The sequence below is a fragment of the Rhodococcus sp. T9N genome, from assembly GCF_024436645.1.
GTDB lineage: Bacteria > Actinomycetota > Actinomycetes > Mycobacteriales > Mycobacteriaceae > Rhodococcus_F > Rhodococcus_F qingshengii.
This window is the reverse complement of sequence record NZ_JAMSKS010000004.1, coordinates 83,965-98,169: the sequence shown is the minus strand read 5'-3', so window position 1 is coordinate 98,169 and position 14,205 is coordinate 83,965. Positions and strand designations below refer to the sequence as shown.

At 63.0% G+C, this 14,205-nt stretch carries 19 protein-coding genes; 14 read left to right on the top strand and 5 right to left on the bottom strand.

Annotated features, from left to right (window positions below):
• Nucleotides 1-34: 34 nt before the first annotated feature.
• A complete protein-coding gene (locus M1L53_RS09190; protein WP_054188534.1) occupies nt 35-1,015 on the top strand; it encodes a TerC family protein in 981 nt (326 codons plus the stop codon).
• A 16-nt stretch (nt 1,016-1,031) separates the two neighbouring features.
• On the opposite strand, the gene M1L53_RS09185 is transcribed toward M1L53_RS09190, so the two are convergent.
• Nucleotides 1,032-1,316: a YciI family protein gene (locus M1L53_RS09185; protein WP_003942124.1), complete on the bottom strand. Its 285-nt coding sequence runs from the start codon at nt 1,314-1,316 to the stop codon at nt 1,032-1,034.
• 58 nt (nt 1,317-1,374) lie between these two features.
• Nucleotides 1,375-1,899 carry an amino-acid N-acetyltransferase gene (locus M1L53_RS09180; protein WP_007735157.1) on the bottom strand — a complete coding sequence of 175 codons (525 nt, stop codon included), beginning with the start codon at nt 1,897-1,899 and terminating at the stop codon, nt 1,375-1,377.
• A 120-nt stretch (nt 1,900-2,019) separates the two neighbouring features.
• Here M1L53_RS09180 and pgsA point away from each other — a divergent pair, with 120 nt between their 5' ends.
• From pgsA to M1L53_RS09155, 5 genes are all read left to right on the top strand, one after another.
• Nucleotides 2,020-2,661 (top strand): CDP-diacylglycerol--glycerol-3-phosphate 3-phosphatidyltransferase, encoded by a 642-nt coding sequence (gene pgsA, locus M1L53_RS09175; RefSeq protein WP_003942125.1) that lies wholly within the window; start codon nt 2,020-2,022, stop codon nt 2,659-2,661.
• The gene (locus M1L53_RS09170; RefSeq protein WP_030535560.1) at nt 2,658-3,155 is read left to right on the top strand and encodes a CinA family protein; all 498 of its coding nucleotides are present in this window, start codon (nt 2,658-2,660) and stop codon (nt 3,153-3,155) included. The genes pgsA and M1L53_RS09170 overlap by 4 nt, the downstream gene beginning before the upstream one ends.
• 90 nt (nt 3,156-3,245) lie before the next feature.
• A complete protein-coding gene (locus M1L53_RS09165; protein WP_003942191.1) occupies nt 3,246-3,626 on the top strand; it encodes a helix-turn-helix domain-containing protein in 381 nt (126 codons plus the stop codon).
• A gap of 156 nt (nt 3,627-3,782) precedes the next feature.
• Nucleotides 3,783-4,595 carry a phage shock protein PspA gene (gene pspA, locus M1L53_RS09160; protein ID WP_054188533.1) on the top strand — a complete coding sequence of 271 codons (813 nt, stop codon included), beginning with the start codon at nt 3,783-3,785 and terminating at the stop codon, nt 4,593-4,595.
• Nucleotides 4,596-4,626: 31 nt separating this feature from the next.
• Nucleotides 4,627-5,472: a phage shock envelope stress response protein PspM gene (locus M1L53_RS09155; RefSeq protein ID WP_231783326.1), complete on the top strand. Its 846-nt coding sequence runs from the start codon at nt 4,627-4,629 to the stop codon at nt 5,470-5,472.
• A gap of 38 nt (nt 5,473-5,510) precedes the next feature.
• Here M1L53_RS09155 and M1L53_RS09150 read toward each other — a convergent pair whose 3' ends face one another.
• Genes M1L53_RS09150 through M1L53_RS09140 form a run of 3 tightly spaced genes read right to left on the bottom strand, consistent with a single transcriptional unit; the run spans nt 5,511 to nt 7,396 of the window.
• Nucleotides 5,511-6,116, bottom strand: coding sequence for an energy-coupling factor transporter transmembrane protein EcfT (locus M1L53_RS09150; protein WP_042450682.1), 606 nt, complete (start codon nt 6,114-6,116; stop codon nt 5,511-5,513).
• Nucleotides 6,113-6,793 carry an energy-coupling factor ABC transporter ATP-binding protein gene (locus M1L53_RS09145; protein WP_007735161.1) on the bottom strand — a complete coding sequence of 227 codons (681 nt, stop codon included), beginning with the start codon at nt 6,791-6,793 and terminating at the stop codon, nt 6,113-6,115. The genes M1L53_RS09150 and M1L53_RS09145 overlap by 4 nt, the downstream gene beginning before the upstream one ends.
• Nucleotides 6,794-6,799: 6 nt before the next feature.
• On the bottom strand, nt 6,800-7,396 hold the full coding sequence (locus M1L53_RS09140; protein WP_007735162.1) for a biotin transporter BioY: 597 nt from the start codon (nt 7,394-7,396) through the stop codon (nt 6,800-6,802).
• A gap of 237 nt (nt 7,397-7,633) precedes the next feature.
• Between M1L53_RS09140 and M1L53_RS09135 the strand changes: the two genes are divergently transcribed.
• The 8 genes from M1L53_RS09135 (at nt 7,634) to recX (ending at nt 14,112) form a co-directional block, all read left to right on the top strand.
• Nucleotides 7,634-7,810 carry a hypothetical protein gene (locus M1L53_RS09135; protein WP_003942133.1) on the top strand — a complete coding sequence of 59 codons (177 nt, stop codon included), beginning with the start codon at nt 7,634-7,636 and terminating at the stop codon, nt 7,808-7,810.
• A 17-nt stretch (nt 7,811-7,827) separates the two neighbouring features.
• A complete protein-coding gene (locus M1L53_RS09130) occupies nt 7,828-8,541 on the top strand; it encodes a PIG-L deacetylase family protein (protein ID WP_007735164.1) in 714 nt (237 codons plus the stop codon).
• Between the two features lie 73 nt (nt 8,542-8,614).
• Complete coding sequence (locus M1L53_RS09125) at nt 8,615-9,253, top strand: TetR/AcrR family transcriptional regulator (RefSeq protein ID WP_050655792.1); 639 nt, start codon at nt 8,615-8,617, stop codon at nt 9,251-9,253.
• Nucleotides 9,254-9,255: 2 nt separating this feature from the next.
• On the top strand, nt 9,256-10,791 hold the full coding sequence (locus M1L53_RS09120) for a glycerol-3-phosphate dehydrogenase/oxidase (RefSeq protein ID WP_054188532.1): 1,536 nt from the start codon (nt 9,256-9,258) through the stop codon (nt 10,789-10,791).
• A gap of 12 nt (nt 10,792-10,803) precedes the next feature.
• Entirely contained in the window at nt 10,804-11,967 is a 1,164-nt protein-coding gene (locus M1L53_RS09115) for a glycosyltransferase (RefSeq protein WP_042450679.1), read from the top strand.
• A 52-nt stretch (nt 11,968-12,019) separates the two neighbouring features.
• Nucleotides 12,020-12,214: a DUF3046 domain-containing protein gene (locus M1L53_RS09110; protein ID WP_003942185.1), complete on the top strand. Its 195-nt coding sequence runs from the start codon at nt 12,020-12,022 to the stop codon at nt 12,212-12,214.
• 273 nt (nt 12,215-12,487) lie between these two features.
• Entirely contained in the window at nt 12,488-13,525 is a 1,038-nt protein-coding gene (gene recA / locus M1L53_RS09105; protein WP_007735170.1) for a recombinase RecA, read from the top strand.
• An 8-nt stretch (nt 13,526-13,533) separates the two neighbouring features.
• The gene (gene recX / locus M1L53_RS09100) at nt 13,534-14,112 is read left to right on the top strand and encodes a recombination regulator RecX (RefSeq protein ID WP_050655795.1); all 579 of its coding nucleotides are present in this window, start codon (nt 13,534-13,536) and stop codon (nt 14,110-14,112) included.
• Nucleotides 14,113-14,205 lie beyond the last annotated feature (93 nt).

Here is a 14,205-nt window from a genome sequence, read left to right as displayed (position 1 = left end):
CGGAGAAGCCGTCGACAGACGACCGGAGGAACCCGTGCATGTGACGCCGTTGGCTTGGGGAATCACGATCGTGGTGATCCTCGGCCTGTTCGTCTTCGACTTCTTCGCCCACGTCCGCACTCCGCATGCGCCGACCTTCCGGGAGTCCGCATTCTGGTCGACGGTCTACATTTCGATCGCCATCGTCTTCGGATTCGTCGTGATGTGGATCTGGGGCACCACGTACGGCGGTGAGTACTTCGCCGGCTACGTCACGGAGAAGGCGCTCTCGGTCGACAATCTGTTCGTCTTCGTGATCATCATGTCGACGTTCGCCGTCCCGCGAGAGTTCCAGCAGAAAGTCCTGCTGATCGGCATCGTCCTCGCATTGGTGATGCGCGGAATCTTCATCGGAGTCGGTGCGGCCGCCATCAATGCGTACAGCTGGGTGTTCTACCTCTTCGGTGCGTTCCTGATCTACACCGCGTACACCCTGATCCGCGATCACGGGCATGAGAAGGAAGCCGAGGAGAAGCGCGACAGTCGCATCATCTCACTCGTGAAGCGGGTGCTGCCGACAACCGAGGAATACGACGGGGACAAACTGATCACCCGGATCGACGGCAAGCGCGTCGTGACACCGTTGTTGTTGGCGCTCATCGCAATCGGGTTTGCCGACGTGCTCTTCGCGCTCGATTCGATTCCGGCGATCTACGGTCTGACCCAGGAACCGTATCTGGTGTTCACCGCCAACGCCTTCGCGCTGATGGGTCTACGGCAGCTGTACTTCCTGATCGGTGGGTTGCTCGAAAGGCTGGTCTATCTCTCGTACGGGCTCTCGATAATCCTGGCGTTCATCGGTGTGAAATTGGTACTTCACGCGTTGCACGAGAACACCCTCTCGTTCGTCAACGGAGGTGAACACGTCTCCGTCCCGGAAATCTCCACGGCACTCTCACTCGGAGTGATCATCGGAGTATTGGCGGTGACGACGGTCGCGAGCCTGTTGAAGACTCGCGACCGGGCGGGGGAGTAAGCCGGGGCCGGGGCTCTCAGGCGCTGAACTGACCCAACACCGGAACCCACTCGGTGATCCGGACCTTCTCGATCAAATCGGCGATCGCGAACGGATCGTGGGTGAAGAGGAGGGAAACGGTGTCGGCGTCTGCGGCGTCGACGATGATCAGCGCGCCGTTTCCATCTGCAAACGGGCCGGATGACAAGACGATCGAGCGGGAAACCAGATCCGCGAGCCACGCGCGGTGATCGCTACGGACTTCGTCGCGCTGAGCGTTCTTCTCGGGCGCGTAGGTGTATTCGACGAGGAACAACGACATCGTGAACCGCTTTCGGGGCTGGTGATCGAGAGGGTGGTGTGTGAAGAGTCTGAACGGTTCAGAGAGTCAGGAGCATGCGAGTATTGCCGAGTGTGTTGGGTTTCACATAGCTCAGATCGAGGAACTCGGCGACGCCGGCGTCGTAGGACCGACACATTTCCGCATAGACCTCGGCGGTGACGGGGGTGCCGTCGATCTCCGCGAATCCGTGACGGTGGAAGAACTCGGTCTCGAACGTCAAAACGAACAACCGTTCCAACTCCAATTCCTTGGCGACCTCGATGAGTTTGTCGACGACGTGGAAACCTGCGCCCTGGCCTTTGGCAGTCGGATCGACTGCGACGGTGCGGATCTCACCCAGGTCCGCCCACAGCACATGCAGTGCGCCGCAAGCGATTACCTGGCCGCCTCGCTCGGCGACCCAGAACTCCTGGACTGCCTCGTACAGTGTCACGAGATTCTTCTCGAGGAGGATCTTGCCGGCGTAGATGTCGATCAGACGCTTGATTTCGGGGATGTCCGACGTTCGCGCGCGACGCACGATCAACTGGCTCTCGGTATAGGTCGGCGCGGTCGAAGTCATGTGGTGCACATTAGTCAATGGCCCTACCGATATTCTAAGTCGCGTGCCTGTCCGCCCCACGCAATTCCCGCGCCGCTCGGCTTTGTCCCGGGTTCGGCTCACCGCCTGTGCGGTGATCCGATGAGTACCCCGCGCGATCAGACCGACGCCCATCGCGCCGCCGTCGGCCCGTCCGACGGCACACCTGTCGCGGACAACCCGGTTCCGTTGCTGAACATCGCGAACATTCTCACGATGGTCCGAATGGTTCTCGTTCCGGTTTTTCTCGTTGTTCTGTTCGTCGACGGCGGACACTCGACGTGGTGGCGTCTCGGGGCAATGGGCGTGTTCATCGTCGCCGCGATCACGGATCGGATCGACGGCCAATTGGCTCGGAAGTACGGTCTGGTCACCGATTTCGGCAAACTCATGGACCCGATCGCGGACAAGGCACTGATCGGCGCCGCGCTGATCGGTCTTTCGGTTCTCGGTGACCTGTCGTGGTGGGTGACCGGAGTGATCATCGCCAGAGAACTCGGAATCACGCTGTTGCGGTTCGCGGTACTGCGGCACGCGGTCATCCCGGCGGGCAAGGGCGGCAAGCTCAAGACCCTCGTGCAGGCCGTCGCGATCGGGTTCTACCTCTGCCCGCTGCCGAGCAGTTGGGACATCGTCAGCGGATTGCTGATGGCTGCTGCCGTCGTGCTGACGGTGGCGACGGGAATCGAATACATCGTGCAGGCGATCAGGCTTCGCGCCGGAGTTCGCGCAGTCGAGTCATGACGGACCCGCTGCTCGCACTCGGAGTGGTCGAACTCGTCGACGCCCTTGGCGCCGCGAGGCATACTGTCGCCGCCGCCGAATCTCTGACGGCTGGCTTGTTCACGGCTGCGGTCGCGTCCGTGCCAGGGTCGAGCGCGGTGCTGCGTGGGGGCCTGGTCGTGTACGCGACCGATCTGAAAGCGACGCTGGCGGGCGTGGATCCCGAGCGTCTGGCAACGGACGGCCCCGTGTCCGAGAGCACCGCCGTGGCTTTGGCGCTCGGCGCCCGGACGAGGTGCGGCGCCGACTGGGGTATCGGACTGACCGGAGTCGCCGGTCCGAGTGAGCAGGACGGACACCCGGTCGGAACGGTGTTTCTCGGTATCGCCGGCCCGGACGGAACCGAATGCGTACCGCTCGCGCTCGGCGGCGAACGGTGGGAGATTCGGACAACCGCAGTCGCAACTGCCGTGTCGCGGTTACGTGATCGTGTCGCAGAGCGTGCGGCACGATAGGCTCGGGAACCAATCGGATGTGTTCGGACGTTGACGATTGTGAAGACGTACGACCATGCACGATGAGGTCACGGATGAAGGAGGAGCGAGATGGCGCTGCTATTGCGTGAGGCAATCGGTGACAGTCTCCGGCGTACGCGCGTTTCGCAGAGCCGCACGCTACGTGAGGTGTCGAACAGCGCGCGTGTGAGCTTGGGCTATCTGTCCGAAGTGGAACGTGGACGTAAGGAAGCATCGAGCGAACTGTTGGCGGCGATCTGTGATGCGCTCGCAGTCCCACTGTCCGACGTGCTGGTCGACGTGAGCGAGACCCTGGCCACGAAGAAGAGCGCTCCGGTAGCTGGTCGACAGGTCGCCGAACCCGCCGTGTCGGCTTCCGGTTCGGTCTCGGCTTCCGGTTCGCCGACAATCGCACGCGATACCCGCGTCGTGATTCCGGCACCGAACGCTCGAAGGTTGGCGGCGGCGTAGCCACTACCGGCCGTAACCGATAGATTTTGTACGTAACCGCCGGTTTCCAGCAGGTGGGGTCAGAGCAGATAGGGCGCAGCCCTTGTTTCGGTGCGCGACGGTCGCGCTCCGGGTCGCGTTCGGCGCGGCGCATCAGATGGAGGCAGGATCAAACCAATGGCTAATCCTTTCGTCAAGGGCTGGAAGTACCTGATGGCGCTCTTCAATTCGAAGATCGATGAGAAGGCAGATCCAAAGGTTCAGATTCAGCAGGCGATCGAGGACGCACAGCGCCAGCATCAGGCGTTGTCCCAGCAGGCTGCGTCGGTGATCGGTAATCAGCGTCAACTCGAGATGAAGCTCAGCCGTCAACTCGACGAGGTCGAAAAGCTCAACGCCAACGCGCGCCAGGCCGTCAACCTCGCCGATCAGGCCGCTGCTGCCGGCGACAACGACAAGGCGATCCAGTACACCAACGCTGCCGAAGCTTTTGCGGCCCAGTTGGTGACGGCCGAGCAGGGCGTCGAAGATCTGAAGGCACTGCACGACCAGTCCTTGCAGGCCGCCGCTCAGGCCAAGAAGGCTGTCGAGCAGAACGCGATGACTCTGCAGGCAAAGGTTGCCGAGCGCACCAAGCTGCTCAGCCAGCTGGAGCAGGCCAAGATGCAGGAGCGCGTGAGCGAGTCCCTTCGGTCCATGGACAGCACGCTGTCGGCTCCCGGCAACACCCCCAGCCTCGATGCTGTGCGCGACAAGATCGAGCGGCGTTACGCCGACGCACTCGGCTCTGCCGAGCTCGCCCAGAACTCCGTTCAAGGCCGCATGATGGAGGTCCAGCAGGCCTCGGTCCAGATGGCAGGGCACAGTCGCCTCGAGCAGATTCGTGCCTCCATGAAGGGCGAGGCACTGCCTTCCGGCGGCTCAGCTGCCACTCCTGCGACGCCGTCCGTCGAGAAGCAGCCCCCGGCTGCCGGTCAGACCGGGCAGTAGCCGAATCCTCGATGTCGGCAGTGATGCTCTGATGTTTTCTTCACGAGACGGTCGACCTGGGCGCGAGCCCCGGTCGACCGTTCCCGTTTCCGTATCCGGCGCCTTCGGAGCGTTGGGACGCACCGCGGACACATTGCGCGAGGTCGGACTGTCGGCGGCGGATGCCGCTCGGCGGTGGCAAGACCCGCGCGCCAAATTCGAGCGCAAACGTGCCCGTGCACGTCGACGCGCTCAGCGTTGGGGTTTCATGTCCGGCGGATCAGTGGTCGGCACGGCCGGCCTTGCTGTTGCGTCGGCCCCCGAGTGGTCGGTGGTCGTGGCAGGCGGGGGAGCGGCACTGTTCGCGGTTCCCGCCGTCATCGCGGTCGGCCGTTACCGTTCGATGAGTTCCGGCCCACCGCCGTCCGCGCCGATTCGCAGGCGGTTGCCACCGTCGTCGTCTCGCGCGTTCATCCCGATGTCTCGCCTCATCGGCGCCGAGACTTCGCTGTTCGAGATCTTGAGTGTGCTCAGACGCGCCGACACCATCGACCCCGGTGAGTTGGACGAAATCACTGTTACCGCCGATTCGGCACTGAGAGCGATGTTCGCGGTGTCTTCGGATGTCGTCGCGATGGAACGCGCTGTGGCCGCGACGCCGAAGGTAACCGAACCTCTTGATCCCACCATCGACGGCGCAGTTCGTGAGTTGCAGTCGGGGTTGGATCAGTACGAGGATCTGGTGACCTCCGCAGCTGCATTGACAGCGCCTCACAGCCCTTCGGCTCTGGTGGGATTCAACCGAGAACTCTCGGCGCTGCACGCGGCCGCCGAGCGACTCTCGGCGCTTGCCGACGCCATCGGTGAGGTGGACGACATCACCCGCAAGTACAACTGATCGGTCCTCGCGCCTGATCGATGCACCTGTTCGAAATCTCAGTCGTCGGCGCCGCGGGCCGCCAATGCTTCACCCATTGCGTCAGCGGTCATCAGGGTGCCGACGATGACCGGAACTGCGAAGGATCGCAGCGAGAATCCGAGCCCTCGCGCCTTGCGTGCCTCGGACACCTGTGTGATGACCTCGAACATCAGCGGGATGCACCGGATCGTCATTGCGAGGAGCAAAGCGATCCGTTCGGGATTGACGCCGAAGCGTCGCAAGGGTGTCAGGAACCGGGTGATCGCGTCGAGCATCTCGGAGATCCGTGTGGTCAGACCCATGATCGCCGCGAAGGCGATCGAAATGATCAGAACCCCGCACACGACGGCCGCTCGCTGCCATCCCGCGACTATCAGCTGGAACGCCCCGATGAAGAGCAACATCCACAGCGCCGGACGCAGCTGCCGGATCGCAGTCATCGGAGGAATGCGCGCAATCGCGTACAGGGCCACAACGACGATCGTGGGAGCTGCCAGTTGCCACGGCTCGCGCACGAAGATCGAGACGGCGAGGATGGCCACGACCAAGGCGAAGAGCTTGATCCCCGTCGGCATCCGGTGCAGGAGTGAGCGGCCCGGACGGTAGACGCCGAGAGTGGTCACGAGACCAACGACCGGTAGTGATCGATGGAGTCGGCGGGGGAGCCGTCAGCGACGACGCGGCCTTGGTCGACGACCAACACCCGTTCGAAGGACTCGAGGAGATCGAGTTGGTGGGTCACGACGATCAGTTGCTGATCGAGTGACTCGAATACCGAGCTGATCAGCCGAGAGTTGCGAAGGTCGAGGAGCGTGGTGGGTTCGTCGGCGACGAGTACGTTCGGTTCCGTCACCATGATGGCCGCGAGCGCGAGGAGCTGTTTCTGCCCGCCCGAAAGCTGGTGGGTGGGATGGTCGGCGTGCCCGGCGAGGCCGTAGCGTTCGAGCACCGAGGCCACCTTTGCGGCGCGCTCGGCTTTGCCCAATCCGCTACGGCGGAGCGAGAATTCGATGTCCTCGGCAACCGTCGGCATCACGATCTGGTGGTTGGGATCGGTGAAGACGAATCCGACCTGCTTGCGTACGTCGCGGCCCTTCTTCGCCGTGTCCAAGCCGTTGACGTGGACGTGTCCTTCCGTCGGAACGACCAGTCCGTTGATCATGCGAGCGAGCGTCGACTTGCCGCTTCCGTTCGCACCCACGATTCCGATTCGCTGCTCGCTCAGTCGCAGATCTATCTGCTGCAGGACCGTTCGTTCACCGAAGCTGTGTCCGACGTTCTCGAAGACGATCTCACTCATCGGAGATTAATTCGCCACCACGGTTTTGTTCGACGAGATCACCGAGTCGCGCAGTAGTGCCGGGTATGCCCGGTGAACCTGGGACGCGACCAACGCGGTGACGACTGCTTTTGCGGCGTCGAGCGGGATGAAGGCGGCGTTGGCCGACCATGCGGCAACGAAGCTCATGTGTCCGCGGACCATCATTCCAACGATGCCGAACGCGTAGAGAACGACGACGCCGCCGAGAAGGTTGATGCCGATGCCCGCGATGATCCGGTACTTGGGCAGCATCTTGGCGGTCAGCCATCCGATGACAAACGCCGTCGGGATCCAACCGATGAGGAATCCGGCTGTCGGGCTCGATAGAGACACGAGTGCGGTGCGACCGCCGGCAAGGACCGGTAGACCGACCAATCCCAGAGCAATGACCGTCAGGACGGCGAGAACACCCTTGCGCGGTCCGAGTAGAGCGCCGGCCATCATGACGCCCATGGACTGAAGGGTGATCGGCACGCCGGAAATGCCGATGTTGATCGACCCGGGTAGGCCCAGCGCGATGATGAGTGCGGCGAAGACGGCGACATGCGCGAGATCGCGAGCGGGGAAACGGGTCGTAGACACTGCGGACGTGCTCCTTCGGCATACGGGATCGAACTTCGCGAGTTTACGCCAGGAGCAAGCTCCCATGGGTTGGACACCTGACCCGCGTGAGGGCCGGTCTCGGGGTGAACCCTGATCTTTACCTGAACTTGCCGCTGAGCTGCTGCTTTGTCACGCCAGACCTGTCAGGCTGGTTCTACGGACGACGCAGCACCTGTCCGATTCGACTGATTATTCAACGGCACGTTGGAGGTAAGCATGTTTTGGAAGATCGTTTTGGCCGTCGTACTGGTGTGGGTCGCACTCGCGGTGGTCGGTGCGCTGATCAAGGGGCTTTTCTGGGTTCTGGTGGTCGGCGCTGTCGGCTTCGGAATCTACTTCCTGGTGAAGGCGATGTCGGGAAGTGACGACAATTCGCCCGCTTCGCGGTTCTGACGGGCAAGATCTGCCCTATGGAAAACTTCCCCGAGGACTGGCAGCGCGCGATTGTCATCGTGGCGCATCCCGATGACATCGAATACGGCGCAGCCGCAGCAGTGGCGCAGTGGACCGATCGCGGCAAAGACGTGCGATATGTCCTGGCCACGCGCGGCGAGGCCGGAATCGCCGGTCTGTCGCCCGAGGAGTCCGGCCCGATCCGCGAGGAAGAAGAGCGTCGCTCGGCCGCGATCGTCGGTGTCGGTGAGGTGGAGTTCCTCGGCCTGCCCGACGGTCGTCTCGTGGAAGGCTTGGAGTTGCGCTCGACTCTCGCCGCAGCAATTCGCCGCCACCGTCCGGAATTGGTGGTGACGATGAACTTCTCCCACACCTGGGGCCCCGGCTATCTGAACAGCGCAGATCACCGTGCACTCGGGATCAGCGTTCTCGACGCAACTGCCGACGCAGCGAACGAATGGATCTTTCCCTCATTGACAGCGCAGGGACTGGCGCCGTGGTCCGGTGTTCGGTGGGTTGCGGTCAATACGATGACTCCCACACACTGCGTCGACGTGACGTCGACGGTCGATCGCGCCGTGGATTCGCTCGCGGAACATGCGCGATATCTGGCGGCGCTGAGTTCCACGCCGATCCGGGAACAGGCGCGCGCACAGATCGACATGGTCAGCGGACCGAAGCCTGGTTTCGACGCCGAGCGAGCAGTTGGTTTCGAGTTGTACTATTTCTGATGATCTCTGAGCGAGAGAAATCGCAAGTCCCGACGGGATTACCGGTGACTTGTCCGGTATTGTGTTACACACGATGGTAATCCGTAACGCAGATGACTCATTTGCCCCTCGCAAGGCAGATGGTCAGCGCATCCCCAGCCGCGAGATCGACGACGTGATTCTCGACGCAGCAAGGTCGTGTGTCCTCGATTTCGGAATGCAGCGAACCACACTTGCCGAGATCTCGCGTCGCGCCGGCGTGAGCCGACCGACGGTCTACCGGCGATGGCCGGACACGCGAGCTGTCGTCGCGGACCTGCTCACCCGGGAGATCCGATCGGTGCTGCCCGAGGTGACCTTCAACGGGTCTGCCGGCACGTTGCTCGTGGAGGCGATCGGTGACGTCGTCGGCCAGATTCGCGACCATCCGCTCTTCGTGAAAATTCGGCAAGCTGATCAAGAATTGCTGACGACCTACATCGTGGACCGGCTCGGCGCGAGCCAGAAGTCGATTCTCGAGCTGATCACGTCCGTTGTCGCGGCCGGCCAACAGGATGGTTCGATTCGCGAGGGAAGCGTCAACGAGATCGCGGCGATGGTTCTACTGATGGCTCAGTCCGTCGTCATTTCTGCGCCGACTCTCGAGCCGGAGCTTTCCTCCGATGCGTCGGTCGAGCAACTTCGATATGCGGTCGCTGCTTATCTGGCACCCGTCAAGAATTCGGGAGAATAGCTGTGAGCCCCCTAGATTCAGCAGGCAGCGATTCAGCGCTCAACGCACAACGGCGTACTCGTGAACTCGAGCAGTTGGCGAACGGCGATTCGGTCGACGTCCTGGTGATCGGCGGCGGAATCACCGGTGTCGGTGTCGCTCTCGACGCCGTGACTCGTGGACTCAGTGTTGCGCTGGTCGAAAAGCACGACCTCGCGTTCGGCACCAGCCGCTGGAGTTCGAAACTGGCACACGGCGGCCTTCGGTACCTGGCTTCCGGCAATGTCGGTATAGCGCGTGAAAGTGCGGTCGAGCGCGGCATTCTCATGACGCGCACCGCGCCGCACCTCGTTCGCGCCATGCCTCAACTCGTACCGCTATTGCCCGAAACGTCGTTCTTCGGGAAGGCCCTGGTGCGTACCGGTTTCCTGGCCGGTGACGCTCTGCGCATGTCGGCGCGAACCCCGGCTTCGGTGCTGCCCAGATCACGGACGGTCAGCGCTGCGCGGGCGCGCGAATTGGCTCCCGCGGTCAAGCGGGAAAACCTACGAGGCGCCTTGACCGCGTTCGACGGGCAGCTCATCGACGACGCCCGCCTCGTCGTCGGTATCGCCAGAACCGCAGCGTCGCACGGCGCGCGAATCCTGACGCGCGTCGGTGCTCACGACGTATCCGGAACGTCGGCCACCTTGCGCGACGAGTTGACCGGATCCGAGTTCTTGATGCGTGCCCGCGTCGTGGTCAATGCGACCGGTGTCTGGGCTGATCAGGTCGACTCCAGCATCACCCTGCGCCCAAGCCGCGGGACGCACCTGGTGCTCGATGCAGCGCGATTGGGGAACCCCACGGCAGCGCTGACCGTGCCGATTCCCGGCGAGACCAACCGTTTCGTCTTCGCCCTGCCCGCGCAGCTCGGCCGGATCTACCTCGGGTTGACCGACGAAGCAGCTCCGGGACCGGTGCCAGACGTCCCGACGGCGTCCGAGGACGAGATCGACTTCCTGCTCGACACCGTGAACACGGCGTTGGAAGTTCCGCTGACCCGTGGGGACGTCTTGGGGACCTTCGCGGGTCTGCGTCCGCTGCTGGACACCGGTGAAGGCTCGACGGCCGACCTCTCGCGCAATCACGCGGTAGTCCGTTCGGACTCGGGCTTGGTCACGGTGGTAGGCGGAAAACTCACGACGTACCGCAAGATGGCCGAAGACGCCGTCGACGCTGCGGTCGAGGTCGGGTCGCTGAGCGCCGGGGCATGTCGGACACGCGCGTTGCCGCTGGTAGGCGCTGCATCACCGGCGGAATTGAAGAAGATCAAGGCACCCGCGTCATTGGTGGCGCGATACGGCACCGAGGCCGAGGTCGTTGCCGCGGCGAGCGGCGATCGTCTCCGGTCGGTTGCGGACTTGGAGATCTGCGGTGCCGAGTTCGATTTCGCGGTGTCGCATGAAGGCGCCCTCGACGTCGACGACGTCCTCGATCGCAGGACGAGAATCGGATTGGTGGCTTCGGATCGCGAACGCGCACTGGGTGCGGCGGAACAGGCCTTTCACTCGGTGTGACACTCTGATCCGGTGCGTGTAGCCGTTGTTGCCGGGCCGGACCCGGGTCATGCTTTTCCCGCAATAGCGTTGTCGCTGGCGTTGATCCAGGCCGGCGACGAACCGATCCTGTACACGGGGACCCGGTGGGTCGAGGCAGCGCGAGCAGCCGGCGTGGAAGCCGAGCCGCTCAAGGGCTTGGCCCCGCGGCCGGGAGACGACGATCTTGATGCAGGCGCTCGGATTCATTCGCGCGCCGCCTATATTTCCACCGAACTGCTTCCCGACCTGAAGTCCGTCTCCCCGGATCTCGTCGTTTCCGACATCCTCACTGCCGGAGGCGGATTGGCCGCCGAAAGACTTGGCATCCCCTGGGTGGAACTCTCGCCTCACCCGCTGTACTCACCTTCACGGGGGTTGCCGCCGATCGGCAGTGGGCTCGCTCCCGGCGTCGGAATTCGTGGTCGACTCCGCGATACCCTGATGCGCGCAGCGACGGGACGTTCGATCAAGCAAGGGTTGGCCCAGCGATCCCAGGCCCGTGTCGGTGTCGGACTGCCCGCTCTGGATCCCGGTCCGCAAGCGCGGCTGATCGCAACACTTCCGGCACTCGAAGTGCCTCGCCCCGACTGGCCGGAGCGCGCTCACGTCGTCGGACCGCTTCTGTGGGAGCCGACCGAGGTGATTCTGGATCCACCGCCAGGTGACGAACCGCTGGTTATGGTGGCGCCCTCCACGGCGCACACCGGCGCAGTGGGAATGTTCGAGGGCACGGTCGAAGGACTCGGCGGAGCCGGTGTGCGGCTGATCGCGTCGATGCTCGACGGGGCTGAAGGTGAGCATCCTGATTGGGTTCGTGCAGGTCTCGGACGCCAGGACGCGATGCTGCGTGACGCGTCGGTGTTGGTATGTGGCGGCGGGCACGGCATGTTGGCGAAGGCCCTGCTGGCCGGCGTGCCGACGGTCGTCGTTCCCGGGGGCGGGGACCAGTGGGAGTTGGCCAATCGCGCTGCGCGGGCAGGGACGTCGGTGATCGTGCGGCCCGCAGATGCTCAGTCGATTCGCGATGCCGTACTGCAGGTGCTCTCCGACAAACGATTCGCGGAAGCTGCGAGAGCGGCTGCCGCGACTGCGTCGCAGGTCACCGATCCGGTGGCGGTGTGCCGACAGGTGGTCAACGGTGGTGTGACGGCGTGAGCACGTTGCGCCTGAATGCAGGTGCACCGCTCTGTGGACTACGGTGGCGGCTGTGCGGTTGACCGAATTTCATGAAATGGTGCGCGAAGAGTTCGGGCAGGTACGAGGCGACTCGATGCTGATCGACCATGTACTCCAGAGTCTCGACGGAATGACTGCCGCGGAGGCCGTCGAAGCAGGCTGGGAGCCTCGCGAGGTGTGGCGTGCGCTCTGTGTGGAGTTCGACGTACCACCCGCCCGCCGCTGATTCTTCGGCGTGTCGAACGTCTCCCATCTTCTGTTCGAACACGTGTTCGTCTATGCTGAAGCTGTTCGGTGGTGACGCTCCTTTCGTAACTGCGAACTTTCGGTTATCGACAAAGCACAGTGATCGACAAGCGCTAAAGCAAGATCGAAAAGTCTGTCGGTGGCCGGATCTACTCTGATCGCAACACACCAACAGGGTCGGCTCAGGCAGGCGCTGAAGAGACGGAGTCTGCTCAGGCAGGCACTGAAGACTGAAACAAGGATGGGGATCACGATGGCACCACAGGCACCTGATCGGGACAAGGCACTCGACCTCGCGTTGGCGCAGATCGACAAGAACTTCGGCAAGGGTTCGGTGATGCGCCTGGGTGAGGGTGTCCGCCAGCCCATCGCCGTCATTCCCACCGGTTCCATCGCGCTCGACGTCGCGCTGGGTATCGGCGGACTGCCGCGTGGCCGCGTCATCGAGATCTACGGCCCGGAGTCCTCGGGTAAGACCACCGTGGCACTGCACGCAGTTGCCAATGCTCAGGCCAACGGCGGCATCGCGGCGTTCATCGACGCGGAGCACGCACTCGATCCCGACTATGCAGCCAAGCTGGGCGTCGATACCGATGCACTCCTGGTCTCGCAGCCCGATACGGGTGAGCAGGCCCTCGAAATCACCGACATGCTGATCCGTTCAGGCGCCCTCGACATCGTCGTGATCGACTCCGTGGCCGCTCTTGTTCCTCGCGCCGAGATCGAAGGCGAGATGGGTGACAGCCACGTCGGTTTGCAGGCTCGACTGATGAGCCAGGCGCTGCGCAAGATCACCGGTGCCATGAACAACTCGGGCACCACCGTCATCTTCATCAACCAGCTTCGCGAGAAGATCGGTGTGATGTTCGGTTCTCCCGAAACCACCACCGGTGGTAAGGCACTGAAGTTCTACGCTTCGGTCCGCCTCGACATCCGTCGTATCGAAACTCTCAAGGACGGTACCGACGCAGTGGGTAACCGCACTCGCGTCAAGGTCGTCAAGAACAAGGTCGCGCCGCCGTTCAAGCAGGCCGAGTTCGACATTCTCTACGGCCAGGGCATCAGCAAGGAAGGCTCGCTCATCGACATGGGTGTCGAGCACGGGTTCATCCGCAAGTCCGGCTCCTGGTACACCTACGAAGGTGACCAGTTGGGTCAGGGCAAGGAAAATGCTCGTAAGTTCTTGCTGGAGAACACCGATATCCGCGACGAGATCGAGAAGAAGATCAAGGAAAAGCTCGGTATCGGTGCTGACGTCACTGCAACCGACGAAGCTCCCGCCGACTTCTGAGTTCAGTCATGAGCTTCGACGACGGTGACAACGGCGAGAATGCTCGTGAAGAGTACGGCGCTCCTCGGCGTCGATCCCGTCAACGATCCGAGAAGCCGTCGCAACGCGCAGAAGGTGGGACGGAGGCGCAGGCCAAAGATGCTTGCCTACGCCTCCTGACCGACCGGGCGCGCAGTCGTTCCGAGCTGGAAACCAAGCTGAGCGGGCGCGGCTTCGAGCCCGAGATCATTGCCAAGGTCCTCGATCGACTCCAGGAAATCGGGTTGATCGACGACGCGGACTTCGCGAACCAGTGGGTTCATTCGCGGCATACGTACTCGGGCAAGGGAAAGCGTGCGCTTGCAGTCGAGTTGCGGCTCAAAGGAATCGACCAGGACACCGCTTCCGAAGCGTTGTCACAGATCGATCCGGAAGATGAACGCGAGCGAGCAGCGGAGCTGGTTCGGCGGAAGCTGAAGAACAAGCCCGTCGATGATCGCGACAAGGCCACGCGTCGACTGGTCTCGATGCTGGCACGCAAGGGATATTCAGCGGGGATGTCCTACGAGGTGGTCAAAGCCGAGATGGCGGCGGTCACCGACTCGTAGCGAAGTGCAGCATTCAGAACAAAAGGGCGGGGGTACCACCGAAATTCGGTGGTACCCCCGCCCTGTTGTGTATTCGCGCTAACGCGGCTGGAT

Bases quoted from the DNA above. Each gene is read 5' to 3' on its own strand.
- M1L53_RS09185 (WP_003942124.1), bottom strand. From the start codon at position 1,316: ATGTCGTTGTTCCTCGTCGAATACACCTACGCGCCCGAGAAGAACGCT.
- M1L53_RS09180 (WP_007735157.1), bottom strand. From the start codon at position 1,899: ATGACTTCGACCGCGCCGACCTATACCGAGAGCCAGTTGATCGTGCGT.
- pgsA (WP_003942125.1), top strand. From the start codon at position 2,020: ATGAGTACCCCGCGCGATCAGACCGACGCCCATCGCGCCGCCGTCGGC.
- M1L53_RS09170 (WP_030535560.1), top strand. From the start codon at position 2,658: ATGACGGACCCGCTGCTCGCACTCGGAGTGGTCGAACTCGTCGACGCC.
- M1L53_RS09165 (WP_003942191.1), top strand. From the start codon at position 3,246: ATGGCGCTGCTATTGCGTGAGGCAATCGGTGACAGTCTCCGGCGTACG.
- pspA (WP_054188533.1), top strand. From the start codon at position 3,783: ATGGCTAATCCTTTCGTCAAGGGCTGGAAGTACCTGATGGCGCTCTTC.
- M1L53_RS09155 (WP_231783326.1), top strand. From the start codon at position 4,627: ATGTTTTCTTCACGAGACGGTCGACCTGGGCGCGAGCCCCGGTCGACC.
- M1L53_RS09145 (WP_007735161.1), bottom strand. From the start codon at position 6,793: ATGAGTGAGATCGTCTTCGAGAACGTCGGACACAGCTTCGGTGAACGA.
- M1L53_RS09135 (WP_003942133.1), top strand. From the start codon at position 7,634: ATGTTTTGGAAGATCGTTTTGGCCGTCGTACTGGTGTGGGTCGCACTC.
- M1L53_RS09130 (WP_007735164.1), top strand. From the start codon at position 7,828: ATGGAAAACTTCCCCGAGGACTGGCAGCGCGCGATTGTCATCGTGGCG.
- M1L53_RS09125 (WP_050655792.1), top strand. From the start codon at position 8,615: ATGGTAATCCGTAACGCAGATGACTCATTTGCCCCTCGCAAGGCAGAT.
- recA (WP_007735170.1), top strand. From the start codon at position 12,488: ATGGCACCACAGGCACCTGATCGGGACAAGGCACTCGACCTCGCGTTG.
- recX (WP_050655795.1), top strand. From the start codon at position 13,534: ATGAGCTTCGACGACGGTGACAACGGCGAGAATGCTCGTGAAGAGTAC.